The sequence below is a fragment of the Streptomyces sp. NPDC002935 genome (assembly GCF_040611295.1).
Taxonomy (GTDB): Bacteria; Actinomycetota; Actinomycetes; order Streptomycetales; family Streptomycetaceae; genus Streptomyces.
The window spans coordinates 193,950-209,171 of the sequence record NZ_JBEXNW010000015.1; the positions used below are offsets into that span (position 1 = coordinate 193,950).

Below are 15,222 nucleotides of genomic sequence, written 5' to 3' on the forward strand. Positions count from 1 at the left end.
AGGGCGACTTCACGTGATGCGTCCGTGCGCGGTGTGTGACGTGATGGGTCTACGGGCGGGGTGTGACGTGATGGGTCCATGGGCGGTGTGACGCGTCGGTCGGCGGGTGATGTGAGGCGGGGTCGGCGGGCGGTGTGACCCCTCGGCACCGTCTCCGACCTCGGTCCCGGCATCGGGAGTGAGCCAGCGCACACCTGCCGTAGAGTTGAGCGCGGTCGATACCTGACCATGGCAGATCGGAAGGGCAGCAGGAGTGACCGTCGACGACACCGGCTCCGGCACGGGTACCCACCCCGCCCCCGACGGCGAGCCGGGCCGTACCGCCGGGCCGGTCACGGACGCGACACCCGCACGGGCCGCCGCGGACGGCGACTCCCGGCAGGACGCCCGTCCCGACCCCGGGACCGGCACCGGCCCCGAGGAGCGCCCGGACCACCGCCCGGAAGACCGCTCGGAAGATCGCTCGGACGCGGGAACCGACATCCGCAACGACGACCACTCCGAGGTGGGGAGCGACATCCGCAGGCACGACCGGACCGAGGGACGGCCGGACGTCCGGCATGACGCCCGGCACCAGGCGAACGGCCGGGTGGACCCGGAGGCCGAGACGGACTCCGGTGAGGACCCGCTCGCCCTGCGCCTGGAGGGGCTCATCCTCGGCGCCGAGCGGCGCTACACCCCGTTCCAGGCGGCCCGCAGCGCGGGCGTCTCCATGGAGCTGGCCTCCCGCTTCTGGCGGGCGATGGGCTTCGCCGACATCGGCCAGGCCAAGGCGCTGACCGAGGCGGACGTGCTCGCTCTGCGCCGCCTCGCCGGTCTCGTCGAGGCGGGCCTGCTGAGCGAGGCCATGGCCGTCCAGGTCGCCCGGTCCACCGGGCAGACCACCGCCCGTCTGGCCGAATGGCAGATCGATTCCTTTCTGGAGGGTCTGACCGAGCCCCCGGAACCGGGGATGACGCGCACCGAGGTGACGTACCCCCTGATCGAACTGCTCCTGCCCGAACTGGAGGAGTTCCTCGTCTACGTCTGGCGCCGCCAGCTCGCCGCCGCCACCGGCCGGGTCGTGCAGGCCGCGGACGACGAGGAGATGGTCGACCGCCGCCTCGCCGTCGGCTTCGCGGACCTGGTCGGCTTCACCCGGCTGACGCGCCGCATGGAGGAAGAGGAGCTCGGCGAACTCGTCGAGGCCTTCGAGACCACCGCCGCGGACCTGGTGGCGGCCCACGGGGGCCGGCTCATCAAGACGCTGGGCGACGAGGTGCTCTACTCCGCGGACGACGCCGGTGTCGCCGCCGAGATCGCGCTGCGGCTCATCGAGACGATGGCGAACGACGAGACGATGCCGGAGCTGCGGGTCGGCATCGCCTTCGGCACGGTGACCACACGTATGGGCGATGTGTTCGGTACGACCGTGAACCTGGCGAGCCGTCTCACGTCGATAGCGCCGCGCGACGCCGTCCTCGTCGACGGCGCCCTCGCGGAGGAGCTGACCCGCACCGGCGACGCTCCCGCCTCCGAGGCGGAGGCCGCCGAGGCCGCGGCCACGGCCGAGAAGGAGGGCGAGGAACCCCCCTCGTACCGCTTCGCGCTCCAGCCGATGTGGCAGCGGCCCGTCCGCGGCCTGGGTGTCATCGAACCGTGGCTGCTGGCTCGCCGGGACAACGAGGCGTAAGAGGTCTCCTCAGCCGAGCCGAGCCGAGTCGAGCTGGTTCGGCGGGCGTGTTCGGCAGGCATGCGCGCGCCGATGTGTAGCCCGCCTGGCGCCGCGCCCGGTCACTCGTCTTCGTGGTGTCCGGGTGACAGCAGCCCGTTGACGCAGATTCCCACGATCGGTACGCACACGTTCGGCGGCTGGTGCGGAGGCGCCGGCGCGGGTGTGGTCGGGGACGCGGTGTGCCGCGGGGCCGTCGTGGTGGGGACGGACGTGGGCGCCGGTGGCCGTGGCGGTGGTGTCGTCATCGCGGCGGTGGGGATGCCGGTGGTGCCCGGCGCGGTGGCGACGGGGGCGTCGCCGCGGGCCGCCGGGAGGGCCCCGGGTGTCGTCGGGACCGACGACGGGATCAGGGCCACGCCCGAGGTGGGCGCCGGGCTCGCCCCGCCCATCGCGGTGCTCGCCGTGGCGGCCCCGGGGTGCGGGGACGAGGGAGGGGCCTCGACGGTGGCGACGGCGTCGGCCGCCGACTCCGTGTCCGCGTCCGTGGCCGTCGCGGCCGGTTCAGCCTCCGTGTTCCCCGTGCCTCCGTTCACCGACTCCGGTGCCATCCGGGCGAAGCTCAGCACTCCCGCGGCGAGCGCGAGTCCCCCCACGGCGAAGAGCACGCGTCGCGGCCGGGGCCTGCGGTGCCGCCCCCGGACGGTGCGGAGCCGGACGGGAGCGGGGTCGTCGTCGCCGTGCGCGAGCACGGGCCCGCGCTCGCCGCCCGACCGCGGCGCCGGAACGATCCCTCGCCCCCGACCAGCGACATCCACCCCACCTTCCGACCCCCGAACACCCGCCGCAGCCCTGGCCCCTTGCACCATGGCAGCCGCAGCAGCCTTGTTCCCCCGCACCGAGGCGCCCGCCGCAGCCTCGCTCCCTTGCGCTGCAGCACCTGCCGCGGCCCTGGTGCCTCGCGCCGGGGTGTCCGCCGCAGCTCCGGCTTCTCGCAACGAGGCGCCTGCCGCAGCCCCGGCAACTCGTGCTTGGGTGCCTGCCGCAGTCCCGGTCGCTCGTCCCTGAGTGCCCGCTGCGGACCCCTGCGTCGGCACCCCGGGTGCGGAGGCCCAGACCTTCGCGGCCCTGTCCGGCATGGCCCCGGCGTTCCCGCTCCCGGGCTTCGCGGCGCCGGCCTCGGCGGTGCCTGTCGGAACAGAGGACGTTCTTACGGTGGTCGTCCTCACGGTGGCCCTGTTCAGCGCGCCGAACGCTGTGGCGCTGAACGGCGTGGGGGCGGACATCGCCCTGCTGAGGGGCGTGACGCGGATCCACCGCGTACTCGCCGGCGCGGTGGACGCCGTCGGGCCCACTGCCGTGGAGCGGGGCCCCGCCGAGCCGGCCGGTGCCGCTGCACCCGTCGGCGGCGAGCTGTCCGGCGGGGTGGCGTCGGCCTGCCTCGGGATCGTCGGTCGCGTGGCTGTGGGTGTGGGTCGTGGGCCCGGCCGGGTGCTGGTGGCCTGCGGTGTCTCGCGGTTCGTCATGGTCGTCCCTCCCCGATGTGCCGGCGTCCCGAATGCGCTGTGGCGGTGCGCAGGTTATGCGCGGTTTGAGGGCGCTGAACCGGAGTTGGGCGGGATGTCACTCGAACGAGGACGTACGGGGCGAGGGGGCGGGTTTCGTCGGACGGCCCCGGCTGCGATGATCGGGGCGTCGATTGTTAACCCGCGTTAACCGGGAGGGTGTCATGGCGCAGCAAGGGGCGGAGCGAGGCGCGGAGCAGGGGGCCGGGCAGGGGACGGAGCCCGGCGAGCGAAGGTTCGGCGAGTTCGTCGTCGTACGGCGGCACGCGTACGTCGCCGAGCTCGTCCTCGACCGGCCCAAGGCCATGAACGCCGTGTCCACGGACATGGCCCGTTCGATCGCCGGTGCCTGCGACGCCCTCGCCGCCGACCGGGATGTGCGCGTGGTCGTGCTCACCTCCACCCATGAGCGCGCCTTCTGTGTCGGCGCCGACCTGAAGGAGCGGAACTCCTTCACCGACGCCGACCTGGTGCGGCAGCGCCCGGTCGCGCGAGCCGCGTACGCCGGTGTCCTGGAGCTGCCGATGCCGACCGTGGCCGCCGTTCACGGCTTCGCGCTGGGCGGTGGGTTCGAGCTGGCGCTGTCCTGCGACCTGATCGTGGCCGACCGTACGGCGGTCGTCGGGCTGCCCGAGGTGTCCGTCGGCGTGATCCCCGGCGGCGGCGGTACGCAGTTGCTGCCGCGCCGGGTCGGTGCCGCGCGCGCGGCCGAGCTCATCTTCTCCGCGCGGCGTCTGGAGGCGGCCGAGGCACGGGAGTTGGGACTGGTGGACGAGCTGGTGGAGGCGGGGCAGGACAGGGCGGAAGCCCTCGCCCTGGCCGCCCGTATCGCCGCGAACTCCCCGGTCGGGCTGCGTGCCGCCAAGCGCGCCCTGCGTCTCGGTCACGGACTCGACCTGCGCGCCGGCCTGGACGTCGAGGACGCGGCCTGGCGGTCCGTCGCCTTCTCCGGGGACCGGGCCGAGGGGGTCGCCGCCTTCAACGAGAAGCGCAAGCCGGAGTGGCCGGGGGAGTAGCCCCCACGGCATGCCGCTCCCCGGCACGGGCCGGCCTCGCGACTCGGACCCCTGTTCGCCCTGCCAATATCCCAAATGTGCGTAAATATCCCTAACCTGGGGTGATGGGAGAGGACAGCCGGCTGAGGGCCGTGGTGACGCTGGCGCAGGGGATGGCGGCGGCGCACACTCCGCGGGAGTCGTGGCGGGCCGCGGCGCTCGGCGCGTGTCACGCGCTGGCCGGGAGCTTCGCCGCGCTCTCCGTGTGGGAGCGCGAACTCGGTCGGCTGCGGGTGCTGGTCAACGTGGGCGACCGCGCCCCGGACGAGGACGAGTTCCCCGACGGGGAGGCGTATCCGGTGCACCAGTTCCCGGAGATCACCGAGTTCCTGCACGAGCGGTGGGCGGGCGGCGGCGAGCCCAACGCCTGGGTCGAGACCGCGGGGGGTCCGGCGTCGGGGCCCGCCGGTTACTGCCACCAGCGCGTCGCCGCGCTGCGCAGACGGGGGCGCGGCTGCTGTGTCGTCGCGCCGATCGTGCTGCACGGGCGGGCGTGGGGAGAGCTCTACGTGGCCCGTTCGGCCGGGGTCCCCGTGTTCGGCCGGGCCGACGCCGACTTCGCGACCGTCCTCGCCTCCGTCGTCGCCGCCGGGATCGCCCAGACCGAGCGGCTGGAGGAGGCCCGGCGCCTCGCCTACACCGACGCCCTGACCGGACTCGCCAACCGCCGCGCCGTGGACCTGCGTCTCGACGAGGCCGTCGAGCGGCACAAGAGCGACGGATCCGTGGTCAGCCTCGTCGTCTGCGACCTCAACGGGCTCAAGCGCGTCAACGACACCCGGGGGCACGCCGTCGGCGACCGGCTCCTCGAACGGTTCGGGTCGGTGCTCTCGCTGTGCGGGGCCATGCTCCCGGGCACCCTCGCCGCGCGTCTGGGCGGCGACGAGTTCTGCCTGCTCGCGCTGGGTCCGTCGGCGGACGAGGTGGTCCGTATCGCCGACGAACTCTGCCGCCGTGCCGCCGAGTTGGAACTGGGGGACGGCGTGGCGTGCGGGGTCGCCTCGACCGAGGACCCGATCGGGCCCGTACGGTCGGCGCGCCGGCTGTTCCGGCTGGCGGACGCGGCCCAGTACCGAGCGAAGGCCGTCCGGGCCGCGAAGCCCGTGGTCGCCGGACGCGAGGGCCCCGACGATCCCGTCGTACGCCTCGCGGACGCGCCGTCGCCCACGGAGGGCGAACGCCGCAGGTTCCGGGGACGGCACGACCGGCCCCGCCCGTGAGCCGGAACGACCGGTCCCGCCCCCGGGACGGCACGACCGGCCCCGCCCCCGCGCCCCCCACGAGGGCCTCCCCCGTGGGGGGCGCGGGCGCCGCTGTGACGTACGCCGGAGTAAGGGGTCAACCGGCCACCCACTAGTGACATCATCGAATTCACTGCGTACGCTCCTGAATATGGATATGCACACTGTGGTGGTGGGGACGTCCGGAGTGACCACGTCCGACGTTCTCGCCGTGGCGCGCGACGGCGCCCGGATCGAGCTCTCCGGTGAAGCGGTGGCGGCCCTTGCCGCGGCCCGCGAGATCGTGGAGGCGCTGGCGGCCAAGCCGGAGCCCGTCTACGGCGTCTCCACCGGCTTCGGCGCCCTGGCGACCCGGCACATCAGCCCGGAACTGCGCGCCCAGCTGCAGCGCAACATCGTCCGCTCGCACGCCGCCGGGATGGGCCCGCGGGTGGAGCGTGAGGTCGTCCGCGCGCTGATGTTCCTGCGGCTCAAGACCGTCTGCTCCGGCCGCACGGGTGTGCGGCCCGAGGTTGCGCAGACGATGGCGGACATCCTGAACGCCGGCATCACCCCGGTCGTCCACGAGTACGGCTCGCTCGGCTGCTCCGGCGACCTGGCGCCCCTGTCCCACTGCGCGTTGACACTGATGGGCGAGGGCGACGCCGAGGGTCCCGACGGTGTCGTGCGGCCCGCGGGCGACCTGCTCGCCGAGGCCGGGATCGCCCCCGTCGAGCTGCGCGAGAAGGAGGGCCTCGCCCTTCTCAACGGCACCGACGGCATGCTCGGCATGCTGGTCATGGCCCTCGCCGACCTGGAGATGCTGTACAAGTCGGCCGACGTCAGCGCCGCGCTCTCCCTTGAGGCGCTGCTCGGCACGGACAAGGTCCTCGCCCCCGAGCTGCACGCCATCCGCCCGCACCCCGGCCAGGGTGCCAGCGCCGCCAACATGCTGGCCGTGCTGAAGGGTTCGGAGCTCACCGGCCACCACCAGGACGACGCCCCGCGTGTCCAGGACGCCTACTCCGTGCGGTGCGCCCCGCAGGTCGCCGGCGCGGGCCGGGACACCCTCGCGCACGCCCGCACGGTCGCCGAGCGCGAGCTGGCCTCCGCGGTCGACAACCCGGTCGTGCTGCCCGACGGCCGCGTCGAGTCGAACGGCAACTTCCACGGCGCCCCGGTCGCCTACGTCCTCGACTTCCTCGCCATCGCCGCCGCCGACCTCGGTTCGATCGCCGAGCGCCGTACCGACCGGCTGCTCGACAAGAACCGCTCGCACGGGCTGCCGCCGTTCCTCGCGGACGACGCCGGCGTCGACTCGGGCCTGATGATCGCCCAGTACACGCAGGCCGCCCTGGTCAGCGAGATGAAGCGGCTCGCCGTACCGGCGTCCGCGGACTCCATCCCCTCCTCCGCCATGCAGGAGGACCACGTCTCCATGGGCTGGTCGGCAGCGCGCAAGCTGCGTACCGCCGTCGACAACCTGACCCGCATCGTGGCGATCGAGCTGTACGCCGCCACGCGCGCGATCGAACTGCGCGAGGGCCTCACTCCGGCCCCGGCGTCGCGGGCGGTCATCGACGCCGTCCGCGCGGCCGGCGTCCAGGGCCCCGGCCCGGACCGTTTCCTCGCCCCCGACCTGGAGGCGGCGGACGCGTTCGTGCGCGCGGGCCGCGTGGTGGCCGTGGTGGAGCCGGTGACCGGCCCGCTCGCCTAGGGCCTGCGCCAACGGCGTTTCGAGGTACGTGGGCCGGGTGTGTCCCGGCCCACGTACCTCGCCTCGCACCCTCGCCGCAGCGTGTGCTACTGTCTCATTGATACGTTTTTGGTACCCATTTACTTTGTGCGCCTGATCGGAATCCTCCGCAGGCGCGTTTTGTTTTACCGGCATCTCCGGCATTACCCGGTGCATCTCCGGATGGGGGCCCACTACCTGTTCAGGAGAACAACATGGCTACTGGCACCGTGAAGTGGTTCAACTCGGAAAAGGGCTTCGGCTTCATCGAGCAGGACGGCGGCGGCCCCGACGTCTTCGCCCACTACTCGAACATCGCCAGCTCCGGCTTCCGTGAGCTCGTCGAGGGCCAGAAGGTCTCCTTCGAGGTCACGCAGGGCCAGAAGGGCCTGCAGGCGGAGAACATCCTCCCCGCCTAGTTCGAGGCGCGCTTTTCCAGAGCCGGGTCCCGCACCTTCGGGTGCTGGTCCCGGCTCAGCGCTGTGACAGCTCATGCAGGTGGTGAGCGCTGTGTGTGCAGTCCGTGGGGCCCAGGAAGGAAATCCAGATCCAGCATGACTCGATCCGAACGTCCCGTCCGTAAGCGGCCGGCAAACGCACGCGTCGCACAGACCGGCGGCTCCGCGAACAGCGCAGGCCGCAACACCGGCCGGGGCGCCGGCCGTGGTGGCGCCCGCAAGGTCACGCCGCCGCAGGAGTTCTCCCTGCCCGAGACCATCACACCGGCGCTGCCCGCCGTCGAGTCGTTCGACGCGCTGGACATGCCGGCCGCCCTGACGAAGACCCTCGCGGCCCAGGGCGTCACCGAGCCCTTCCCGATCCAGGGCGCCACCCTGCCGAACTCCCTCGCCGGGCGCGACGTGCTCGGCCGCGGACGCACCGGCTCAGGCAAGACGCTCGCCTTCGGGCTCGCCCTCCTCGCCCGCACGGCCGGCCGCCGCGCCGAGCCGAGGAACCCGCTCGCTCTCGTCCTCGTCCCCACGCGCGAGCTCGCCCAGCAGGTCGACGACGCGATCACGCCGTACGCCACCGCCGTCAACCTGCGCGTGGCCACCGCCGTCGGCGGGATGTCGATCGGCCGGCAGGCCGGCTCGCTGCGCCGCGGCGTCGAGGTGCTCGTGGCCACCCCCGGGCGGCTCAAGGACCTCATCGAGCGGGGCGACTGCGCCCTCGGCCAGGTCGCGATCACCGTGCTGGACGAGGCCGACCAGATGGCCGACATGGGCTTCATGCCGCAGGTCACCGCGCTGCTCAAGCAGGTCGAGCCGGGCGGCCAGCGGCTGCTCTTCTCGGCCACGCTCGACAAGAACATCGACAAACTCGTCAAGATGTTCCTCACCGACCCCGTGGTGCACTCCGTCGACCCGTCCGCGGGCGCGGTGACGACCATGGAGCACCACGTGCTGCACGTCGCCGACGAGACCGACAAGAAGGCGGTCGCCACGCGGATCGCCGCCCGCGACGGCCGGGTGATCCTCTTCGTCGACACCAAGCGCGGCGCCGACCGCTTCACCAAGCGGCTGCTCGCCAGCGGTGTCCGGGCCTCCGCCCTGCACGGCGGGCGCAGCCAGCCGCAGCGCAACCGCACCCTCGACCAGTTCAAGAACGGTCAGGTCACCGCACTCGTCGCCACGAACGTGGCGGCCCGCGGCATCCACATCGACGACCTCGACCTCGTGGTCAACGTCGATCCGCCGACCGACCACAAGGACTACCTCCACCGCGGCGGCCGTACCGCCCGCGCCGGAGAGTCCGGCAGCGTCGTCACGCTGGTGCTCCCCGAGCAGAAGCGTGAGATGACCCGCCTGATGGCGGACGCCGGCATCACGCCGCGCACCGCCCGCGTCAAGTCCAGCGACGAGGAACTCGCCCGCCTCACCGGCGCCCGCGAGCCCTCCGGCGTCCCGGTCGTGATCGAGGTCCCGCAGCAGGCCGAACAGCCGAAGCAGCGGCCCAAGGCGCGGCGTGCCACCGGGGGCGGGGCCAGGCGGCCGTCGGTCGCCGGTACCGGCACGGCCACCCGCACGAACGCCGCGTCGGACGGCCAGCCGCGCCAGCAGCGCGGCGGACGTCCGGGCACGGGCGGCGCGGGCGCGGCGGGTGGCGCGGCCACCTGCCGTCGCACGGGCGGCGGCGCAGCGGCCGGAGGCCGTCGCAGCGAAGCCGGCGGAGCCGCCGGCGGCCGTCGCACCGAAGCCGGTGGCGGCGCGGGTACCGGTCGCTCCGGCGGCCGCGGGCGCGCTCCGCAGCGCGGCGGCCAGAACGGTGGCCAGAGCGGTGGCGGCCGCAGGGCCGCCTGAACGGATCCGTTCGGCTTCGCCTCGGCCCCGCACCCCTCAGGGGCGCGGGGCCGAGGCATGTCCGGCTCCCGGTCTCCGGCCAGGTATCACCTGTCGGTCGTCGGGCCTGGACGCTGTGTCACGTGGCGGCGCCGGGTTCAGACGTCGCCGAGGAAGCCCGGGTCCACCTTGTCCAGCTTGAGGCCGAAGTCCCGGTGCAGATCGAGGATTTCGGACAGCGGTACCGCGCGGCGGCTCGTCGACATGAGGTCGCGCCGCGCCTCCGCCGACCACAGGAACGGCACCACGGACAGCCCCTGTGTGCCCGTCAGGGCGCCGGACTCCGCCCGCCAGCCGGGCCACCGCAGCGTGTCGTAGAAGTGCTCCGTGCCCTCGCTGAGGAGCCACTGGAGCCACCCCGCGTGTCCTACTTCGAGTGCCTCCCACTTCAGTGAGTCCGGCGCGAAGTACACGACTTCGCCGGGATGCCCGGGACGCCCCACCGACTCCGGGTCGGCGCCATTGAGCACGAACACCCCGCCCAGCACGTCGTGACCGACGACGAGCCCGCCGTCCCGGGGGCGCCAGGCCGGATCGAACCGCTCGGGGAACTCGTTGACCTCGGCCAGCGAGGGAAGGTCCGTCGAGCCGCCCGGCAGCCCCGCCGACAGGTCCTCCGCCGGACTGCCGTAGATCCGCAGCCATCCGCTGTCGAGCACCACCCCACCGCAGTTGAGCACCATCCCGCCCAGCCAGGACCGAGCGGTGATCTGCAACTGGAGCAGGCTGGCGCGGCCCAGCTCGGGGTCCACCGGAAGCACTTCCATGGACACTCCGCTGGTGGCGAGCGCCTGGGACAGCAGCGGCCACGCAGGTTCCTCGACGTCGGTCAGCTCGCTCAGCTCTCGCATGGCTTCCCTGTGGGTTGTCCGGAGCGCGGTCAGTACGCTCAGTAGGCCGTCGTGCGCTCACGGCGCACGGAATACGTCACGAATCCGGAACCGAGGCAGAGGAAGAGCGTGCCGCCGACGAGATACGGCGTCGTGTCCACACTGCCGGTGTCGGCGAGCCGGGTCCCCTCACCGCCGGACTGCGTGTCCGGCGCGTTGTCCGACTCCGTGGAGATCCGTGTGGCGGCGGAGTCGGCCGGTGCGTCCATCGACGCCGACGCCGACCCGCTCGGAGTGGGTACGTCCTGGGTCGCGTTGGCGGACGGGACGAACCACAGGGCACCCAGGAGGGTCCCGGCTGCGGTGGCGGTCAGCAACGATCGACGTGCGGCGGACACGAAATATCGATCCCCTTGTGGCGCTGGCGAATTGGCCGTGTGGGGCGATGCTAATGAAAGGCGCGGGTCGTGGGAAAGTCGCGCATCCAGTGGGCCGTACGCTCCCTCCCATGAGTACCCCTGAGACATCACGGTTTGTCCGACTTCGTGTCGAACTTGTGCTGGAAATCGACGACGCCGACGCCGTCACCAAGGCCGCGCTGCGCCGGATCGGCGACGACGAGGCCATGCCGGCCGACGAGCGGTCGCACGCCGAGGGTGCAGTGACGCAAGACACGGCCGAGGCTCTTGCCTATCTCGTCGATCCGTTCGACCTGGTCAGCGAGGTGCCTGGGATCGAACTCGCCCAGGCCTCCTGGAGCAGCGAGCCCATTGACTACGATCCCGATTCGCCGGATTGGGACCTCGACGAGGATGATGCTGACGAGGACGACGAGGAAGACGTACGCGACTGACGCGGCTTGGGAAATTCGTGACCCCGGCCGGCAACCGCCGTCCGGGGTTCTTTCGTCTCCGGAGGCGCACCAGTCCCTTCCGCATCACTCCCGTGCACGTGTCCGGAAGTGGCGTGGGCCACACTTCCGTGGGAAGTGGAACGGGGTGAACCGGTTGCGGCGTTGATGATTCTTACGGGGCTCTCGTGTCTTTTCGGGATTCGGCAACGATGGAGAAGCGTGTGATGACGGACAGTAAGCGGCGCAAGGGTCTGATGACCGCGTCCGCACTGCTCGGCGGGGTGCTGGTGCTCTCTGCGTGCAGCGGAGGCGACGACAAGGCCGGCGCATCGGACGGCGGCGACAGCACGTCGGCGGCCAAGGTCGACGAGGCCGCGGCCAAGAAGACCTCCGAGGCCCAGATCAAGATCACGCCCAAGGACGGCTCCGACAACGCCTCCATCAACAACGGCACCGCGGTCACGGTCAGCAAGGGCTCGCTCACGTCCGTCACGATGAAGACCGCGACCGGCACCGCCGTCGCCGGTCAGATATCCGCGGACAAGAAGAGCTGGAAGCCGCTCAACCGGCTGGAGCGCGCCACCACGTACAAGATCGCCGCCGAGGCCGCCGACTCCGAGGGCCGCACCGCCCACGAGAACGCGTCGTTCACCACGGTCTCCCCGGCCAACAGCTTCATCGGCAACTTCACGCCGGAGGACGGTTCCACCGTCGGCGTCGGCATGCCGGTCTCGATCAACTTCGACAAGGCGATCACCAACAAGTCCGCGGTGCAGAAGGGGATCACCGTCTCCTCCAGCAGCGGCCAGGAGGTCGTCGGGCACTGGTTCAGCGCCAACCGCCTGGACTTCCGCCCCGAGAGCTACTGGACCGGCGGCTCCACCGTCACCCTCAAGCTGAACCTCGACGGCGTCGAGGGCGCGGGCGGTGTCTATGGCGTGCAGGAGAAGACGGTCACCTTCAAGATCGGCCGCAACCAGGTCTCCATCGTCGACGCCCAGACCAAGACGATGAAGGTCACGCAGGACGGCAAGACGATCAAGACCATCCCGATCTCCGCCGGTTCGCCCGAGAACAAGACCTACCAGGGCCAGATGGTGATCTCCGAGAAGTTCACGGAGACCCGGATGGACGGCTCGACGGTCGGCTTCAAGAAGGAAGACGGCAAGGGCGAGTACGACATCAAGGACGTGCCGCACGCCATGCGGCTGTCGAACTCCGGCACCTTCATCCACGGCAACTACTGGGGCCCGAAGTCCATCTTCGGCTCCGTCAACACGAGCCACGGCTGCGTCGGCCTGTCCGACACCAAGGGTGCCAAGGACGCCAACACGCCCGCCGCGTGGTTCTACAACAACACGCTGATCGGTGACGTCGTGGTCGTCAAGAACACCGGCGACAAGACCATCTCCCCGGACAACGGCCTCAACGGCTGGAACCTGGACTGGGCGGCCTGGAAGGCCGGTTCGGCCGTCTGATTCCGAGGCACGACCCGACGGTCGGAGCCCCGAGACACGACCTGACGGTCCGAGACCGAGACACGACACGACCTGACGCCGATGCGGCGGCGGCCCCCACGGCCGCCGCCGCATCGGCGTTTCTCAAAGGATTCTGGGCCCGGCCACAGCCTTCTCATCGTTCTCTTATATCGGCCTTATCCCTTCATCACGCGCCGTACCTAGCTTGCGGCCATGTTCTTCACCTACCTGAGGCGCGAACTGCGCCGCCGCAGAAAGGCGGCCCTCGTCGTCGCCTCCGGGCTCGCCCTGGGCATAGCCCTGGTCATCGTGGTCAGTTCCGTGTCCTCGGGCATGGAGAAGGCCCAGGGCAAGGTCCTCCAGTCGCTGTACGGGCTGGGGACCGACATGACGGTCACCAAGGCCGCCGCGCCGGCCACCAGCACCAGCCAGCGCCCGCGCTTCAACTTCGACGCGAACGACAACGATTCCGACAAGGAGCAGAGCAGCGACCGTGTCATGGTCCAGGGCTTCCAGACCCTGGCGTCCTCGACCGTCGCCAAGGTCGACTCCCAGAACGGCGTCGCGGACGCCGTCGGCGGACTGAGCCTCCAAGTCATCCGGGTCAACGGCCAGTTCACCCGCGGTCAGTTCCAGCAGGACCCCAACAGCGGTAACCAGCAAGGCGGTCGGGGTGGCGGCGGCGCCCAGCCCTCGCCGCAGGGCACCGTCAAGGGCGGCGGCGCCGACTTCGACGTCAACAACTACTCGGTCTACGGCACCGACGTCACCAAGCCCGCCCTGGGCCCGCTGACTTCGTCGAAGATCACCAGCGGTCGTACGTTCAAGACCTCCGAGACGAACGCCAAGGTCGTCGTCGCGGACAAGTCGTACGCCAAGGAGAAGAAGCTCAAGCTCGGCGGCACCGTCACCGTCAAGAGCGTCAAGTACAAGATCATCGGCATCGCGACGCCCGACAGCGGTGACGCGGCCGCCAACCTCTACATCCCGCTCCAGCAGGCGCAGACGCTCAGCGACTCCAAGAACAAGGTCACCACGATCTACGTCAAGGCGGCCGACTCGCAGCAGATCTCCAGCGTCAAGAGCACCATCCAGAAGAACATCTCGGGCACGACGGTCACCACCTCCGCAGACCTCGCGGACACCGTCTCCGGCTCCCTGTCCACCGCCTCCGACCTCGCCTCGAACGTCGGCAAGTGGCTGTCGATCGCGGTGCTCGTGGCCGCGTTCCTGGTCGCCGGTCTGCTCACCTCCTCCGCCGTCTCCCGCCGGGTGCGCGAGTTCGGCACCCTCAAGGCGCTCGGCTGGACGTCGAGCCGTGTCACCCGCCAGGTGGTCGGCGAGGCCATCGTCAACGGCCTGGTCGGCGGCGTCCTCGGTATCGCCCTCGGCCTCGGGGGCGCCTACGTCGTCACCGAGATCAGCCCCAACCTCCAGGCACAGCTGGGGAACACGGGCGGCGGCGGCCAGGGCGGCGGTCCCGGCGGAGGCGGCTTCGGCGGCCCCGCGCGGCAGACCGCGTCCAAGGCCCTCGACGTCGCGCTCACCGCGCCCGTCAGCGTCGACATCATCGTGGTCGCGGTCGTGCTGGCCGTCGCCGGCGGTCTGATCGCCGGTGCCTTCGGCGGCTGGCGCGCCTCCCGGCTGCGTCCCGCGGACGCCCTGCGCCGCGTCGAATAAGCCCCGCCCCTTACGTACTTACGTATCCCAGGAGTTGCACCATGTACGAACTCAGAGGCGTCATCAAGCGCTATACGCGGGGCAAGGAAACGATCGACGCGCTCGCCGGAGTCGACCTGACGATCGGCGACGGCGACCGGCTCGTCATCCAGGGCCCCACCGGTGGCGGAAAGTCCACCCTCCTCCAGATGCTCGGCGGGCTCGACCGTCCCACCGTGGGCAGCGTCGAACTCGACGGCACGGACATGGCGAAGCTGTCCGAGGCGAAACTCACCAAGGTACGCAGCGAGAACATCGGCTTCGTCTTCCAGAGCTTCAACCTGATCCCCACGCTCACCGCCCAGGAGAACGTCGAGACCGCGCTCGTACCGCTCGGTGTGAAGACGAGGGAACGGCGCGAACGGGCCGCCGCGGCACTGGAGTCCGTGGGTCTCGCCGAGCGGCTCGGCCATCTGCCCGCCGAGCTGTCGGGCGGTCAGCAGCAGCGTGTGGCGATCGCCCGCGCCCTGGTCAAGCAGCCCAAGGTGCTGCTCGCCGACGAGCCCACCGGAAACCTCGACGAGTCCATGCGCGACGAGATCATGGACGTACTCGAAGCCATGTGGAAGGAGCACGGGCTCACTTTCATCATGGTCACGCACGACTCCTCGATCGCGAAGAAGGCCCCGCGCGTCGCCACGATCCGCAAGGGAAAGCTCACCGTCAAGGAGAACGCGGGAGCCTAGGGCCTGTCCGGCGGATCATGCCGGAGACGCGGGGCCTGGCACGCCCTCCCCCAAGCTCTTCGAGCAGGGGGGACCCCCAGCGGCGTTGTCG

The 15,222-nt window shown here is 71.4% G+C and carries 13 protein-coding genes; 10 read left to right on the plus strand and 3 right to left on the minus strand.

Annotation, left to right across the window (positions count from 1 at the left end):
• The first annotated feature begins 589 nt into the window (after positions 1-589).
• Positions 590-1,672 (plus strand): adenylate/guanylate cyclase domain-containing protein, encoded by a 1,083-nt coding sequence (locus tag ABZX90_RS22135; RefSeq protein ID WP_351134336.1) that lies wholly within the window; start codon positions 590-592, stop codon positions 1,670-1,672.
• A gap of 101 nt (positions 1,673-1,773) precedes the next feature.
• Here the strand turns inward: ABZX90_RS22135 and ABZX90_RS22140 are convergent, their stop codons facing one another.
• Positions 1,774-2,469 (minus strand): hypothetical protein, encoded by a 696-nt coding sequence (locus tag ABZX90_RS22140; RefSeq protein WP_355207187.1) that lies wholly within the window; start codon positions 2,467-2,469, stop codon positions 1,774-1,776.
• Between the two features lie 911 nt (positions 2,470-3,380).
• Here ABZX90_RS22140 and ABZX90_RS22145 point away from each other — a divergent pair.
• The 5 genes from ABZX90_RS22145 to ABZX90_RS22165 all read left to right on the plus strand — a co-directional run bounded on the left by ABZX90_RS22145 (position 3,381) and on the right by ABZX90_RS22165 (position 9,526).
• The gene (locus tag ABZX90_RS22145; protein ID WP_355207190.1) at positions 3,381-4,232 is read left to right on the plus strand and encodes an enoyl-CoA hydratase-related protein; all 852 of its coding nucleotides are present in this window, start codon (positions 3,381-3,383) and stop codon (positions 4,230-4,232) included.
• Positions 4,233-4,336: 104 nt separating this feature from the next.
• Positions 4,337-5,491, plus strand: a complete 1,155-nt coding sequence (locus ABZX90_RS22150; protein WP_351134288.1) for a sensor domain-containing diguanylate cyclase — start codon at positions 4,337-4,339, stop codon at positions 5,489-5,491.
• Between the two features lie 178 nt (positions 5,492-5,669).
• Positions 5,670-7,208 (plus strand): histidine ammonia-lyase, encoded by a 1,539-nt coding sequence (gene hutH / locus ABZX90_RS22155; protein WP_351134334.1) that lies wholly within the window; start codon positions 5,670-5,672, stop codon positions 7,206-7,208.
• Between the two features lie 233 nt (positions 7,209-7,441).
• On the plus strand, positions 7,442-7,645 hold the full coding sequence (locus ABZX90_RS22160; RefSeq protein WP_261702157.1) for a cold-shock protein: 204 nt from the start codon (positions 7,442-7,444) through the stop codon (positions 7,643-7,645).
• A 135-nt stretch (positions 7,646-7,780) separates the two neighbouring features.
• On the plus strand, positions 7,781-9,526 hold the full coding sequence (locus tag ABZX90_RS22165) for a DEAD/DEAH box helicase (RefSeq protein ID WP_355207194.1): 1,746 nt from the start codon (positions 7,781-7,783) through the stop codon (positions 9,524-9,526).
• A gap of 137 nt (positions 9,527-9,663) precedes the next feature.
• Here the strand turns inward: ABZX90_RS22165 and ABZX90_RS22170 are convergent, their stop codons facing one another.
• Complete coding sequence (locus ABZX90_RS22170; protein WP_351126180.1) at positions 9,664-10,416, minus strand: DUF2625 family protein; 753 nt, start codon at positions 10,414-10,416, stop codon at positions 9,664-9,666.
• Positions 10,417-10,454: 38 nt separating this feature from the next.
• The gene (locus ABZX90_RS22175) at positions 10,455-10,793 is read right to left on the minus strand and encodes a hypothetical protein (RefSeq protein ID WP_351126178.1); all 339 of its coding nucleotides are present in this window, start codon (positions 10,791-10,793) and stop codon (positions 10,455-10,457) included.
• Positions 10,794-10,903: 110 nt separating this feature from the next.
• On the opposite strand from ABZX90_RS22175, the gene ABZX90_RS22180 reads away from it, so the two are divergent.
• The 4 genes from ABZX90_RS22180 to ABZX90_RS22195 all read left to right on the plus strand — a co-directional run bounded on the left by ABZX90_RS22180 (position 10,904) and on the right by ABZX90_RS22195 (position 15,131).
• Positions 10,904-11,248, plus strand: coding sequence for a hypothetical protein (locus ABZX90_RS22180; protein ID WP_351126176.1), 345 nt, complete (start codon positions 10,904-10,906; stop codon positions 11,246-11,248).
• Between the two features lie 209 nt (positions 11,249-11,457).
• The gene (locus ABZX90_RS22185) at positions 11,458-12,726 is read left to right on the plus strand and encodes an Ig-like domain-containing protein (protein ID WP_351126174.1); all 1,269 of its coding nucleotides are present in this window, start codon (positions 11,458-11,460) and stop codon (positions 12,724-12,726) included.
• A 213-nt stretch (positions 12,727-12,939) separates the two neighbouring features.
• On the plus strand, positions 12,940-14,406 hold the full coding sequence (locus ABZX90_RS22190; RefSeq protein WP_355207198.1) for an ABC transporter permease: 1,467 nt from the start codon (positions 12,940-12,942) through the stop codon (positions 14,404-14,406).
• A 41-nt stretch (positions 14,407-14,447) separates the two neighbouring features.
• Entirely contained in the window at positions 14,448-15,131 is a 684-nt protein-coding gene (locus tag ABZX90_RS22195; RefSeq protein ID WP_355207201.1) for an ABC transporter ATP-binding protein, read from the plus strand.
• The last annotated feature ends 91 nt before the right edge of the window (positions 15,132-15,222 follow it).

Coding starts and splice junctions, on each gene's coding strand:
- ABZX90_RS22145 (WP_355207190.1), top strand. CDS start 3,381: ATGGCGCAGCAAGGGGCGGAGCGAGGCGCGGAGCAGGGGGCCGGGCAG.
- ABZX90_RS22150 (WP_351134288.1), top strand. CDS start 4,337: ATGGGAGAGGACAGCCGGCTGAGGGCCGTGGTGACGCTGGCGCAGGGG.
- hutH (WP_351134334.1), top strand. CDS start 5,670: ATGCACACTGTGGTGGTGGGGACGTCCGGAGTGACCACGTCCGACGTT.
- ABZX90_RS22160 (WP_261702157.1), top strand. CDS start 7,442: ATGGCTACTGGCACCGTGAAGTGGTTCAACTCGGAAAAGGGCTTCGGC.
- ABZX90_RS22165 (WP_355207194.1), top strand. CDS start 7,781: ATGACTCGATCCGAACGTCCCGTCCGTAAGCGGCCGGCAAACGCACGC.
- ABZX90_RS22170 (WP_351126180.1), bottom strand. CDS start 10,416: ATGCGAGAGCTGAGCGAGCTGACCGACGTCGAGGAACCTGCGTGGCCG.
- ABZX90_RS22180 (WP_351126176.1), top strand. CDS start 10,904: ATGAGTACCCCTGAGACATCACGGTTTGTCCGACTTCGTGTCGAACTT.
- ABZX90_RS22185 (WP_351126174.1), top strand. CDS start 11,458: ATGGAGAAGCGTGTGATGACGGACAGTAAGCGGCGCAAGGGTCTGATG.
- ABZX90_RS22190 (WP_355207198.1), top strand. CDS start 12,940: ATGTTCTTCACCTACCTGAGGCGCGAACTGCGCCGCCGCAGAAAGGCG.
- ABZX90_RS22195 (WP_355207201.1), top strand. CDS start 14,448: ATGTACGAACTCAGAGGCGTCATCAAGCGCTATACGCGGGGCAAGGAA.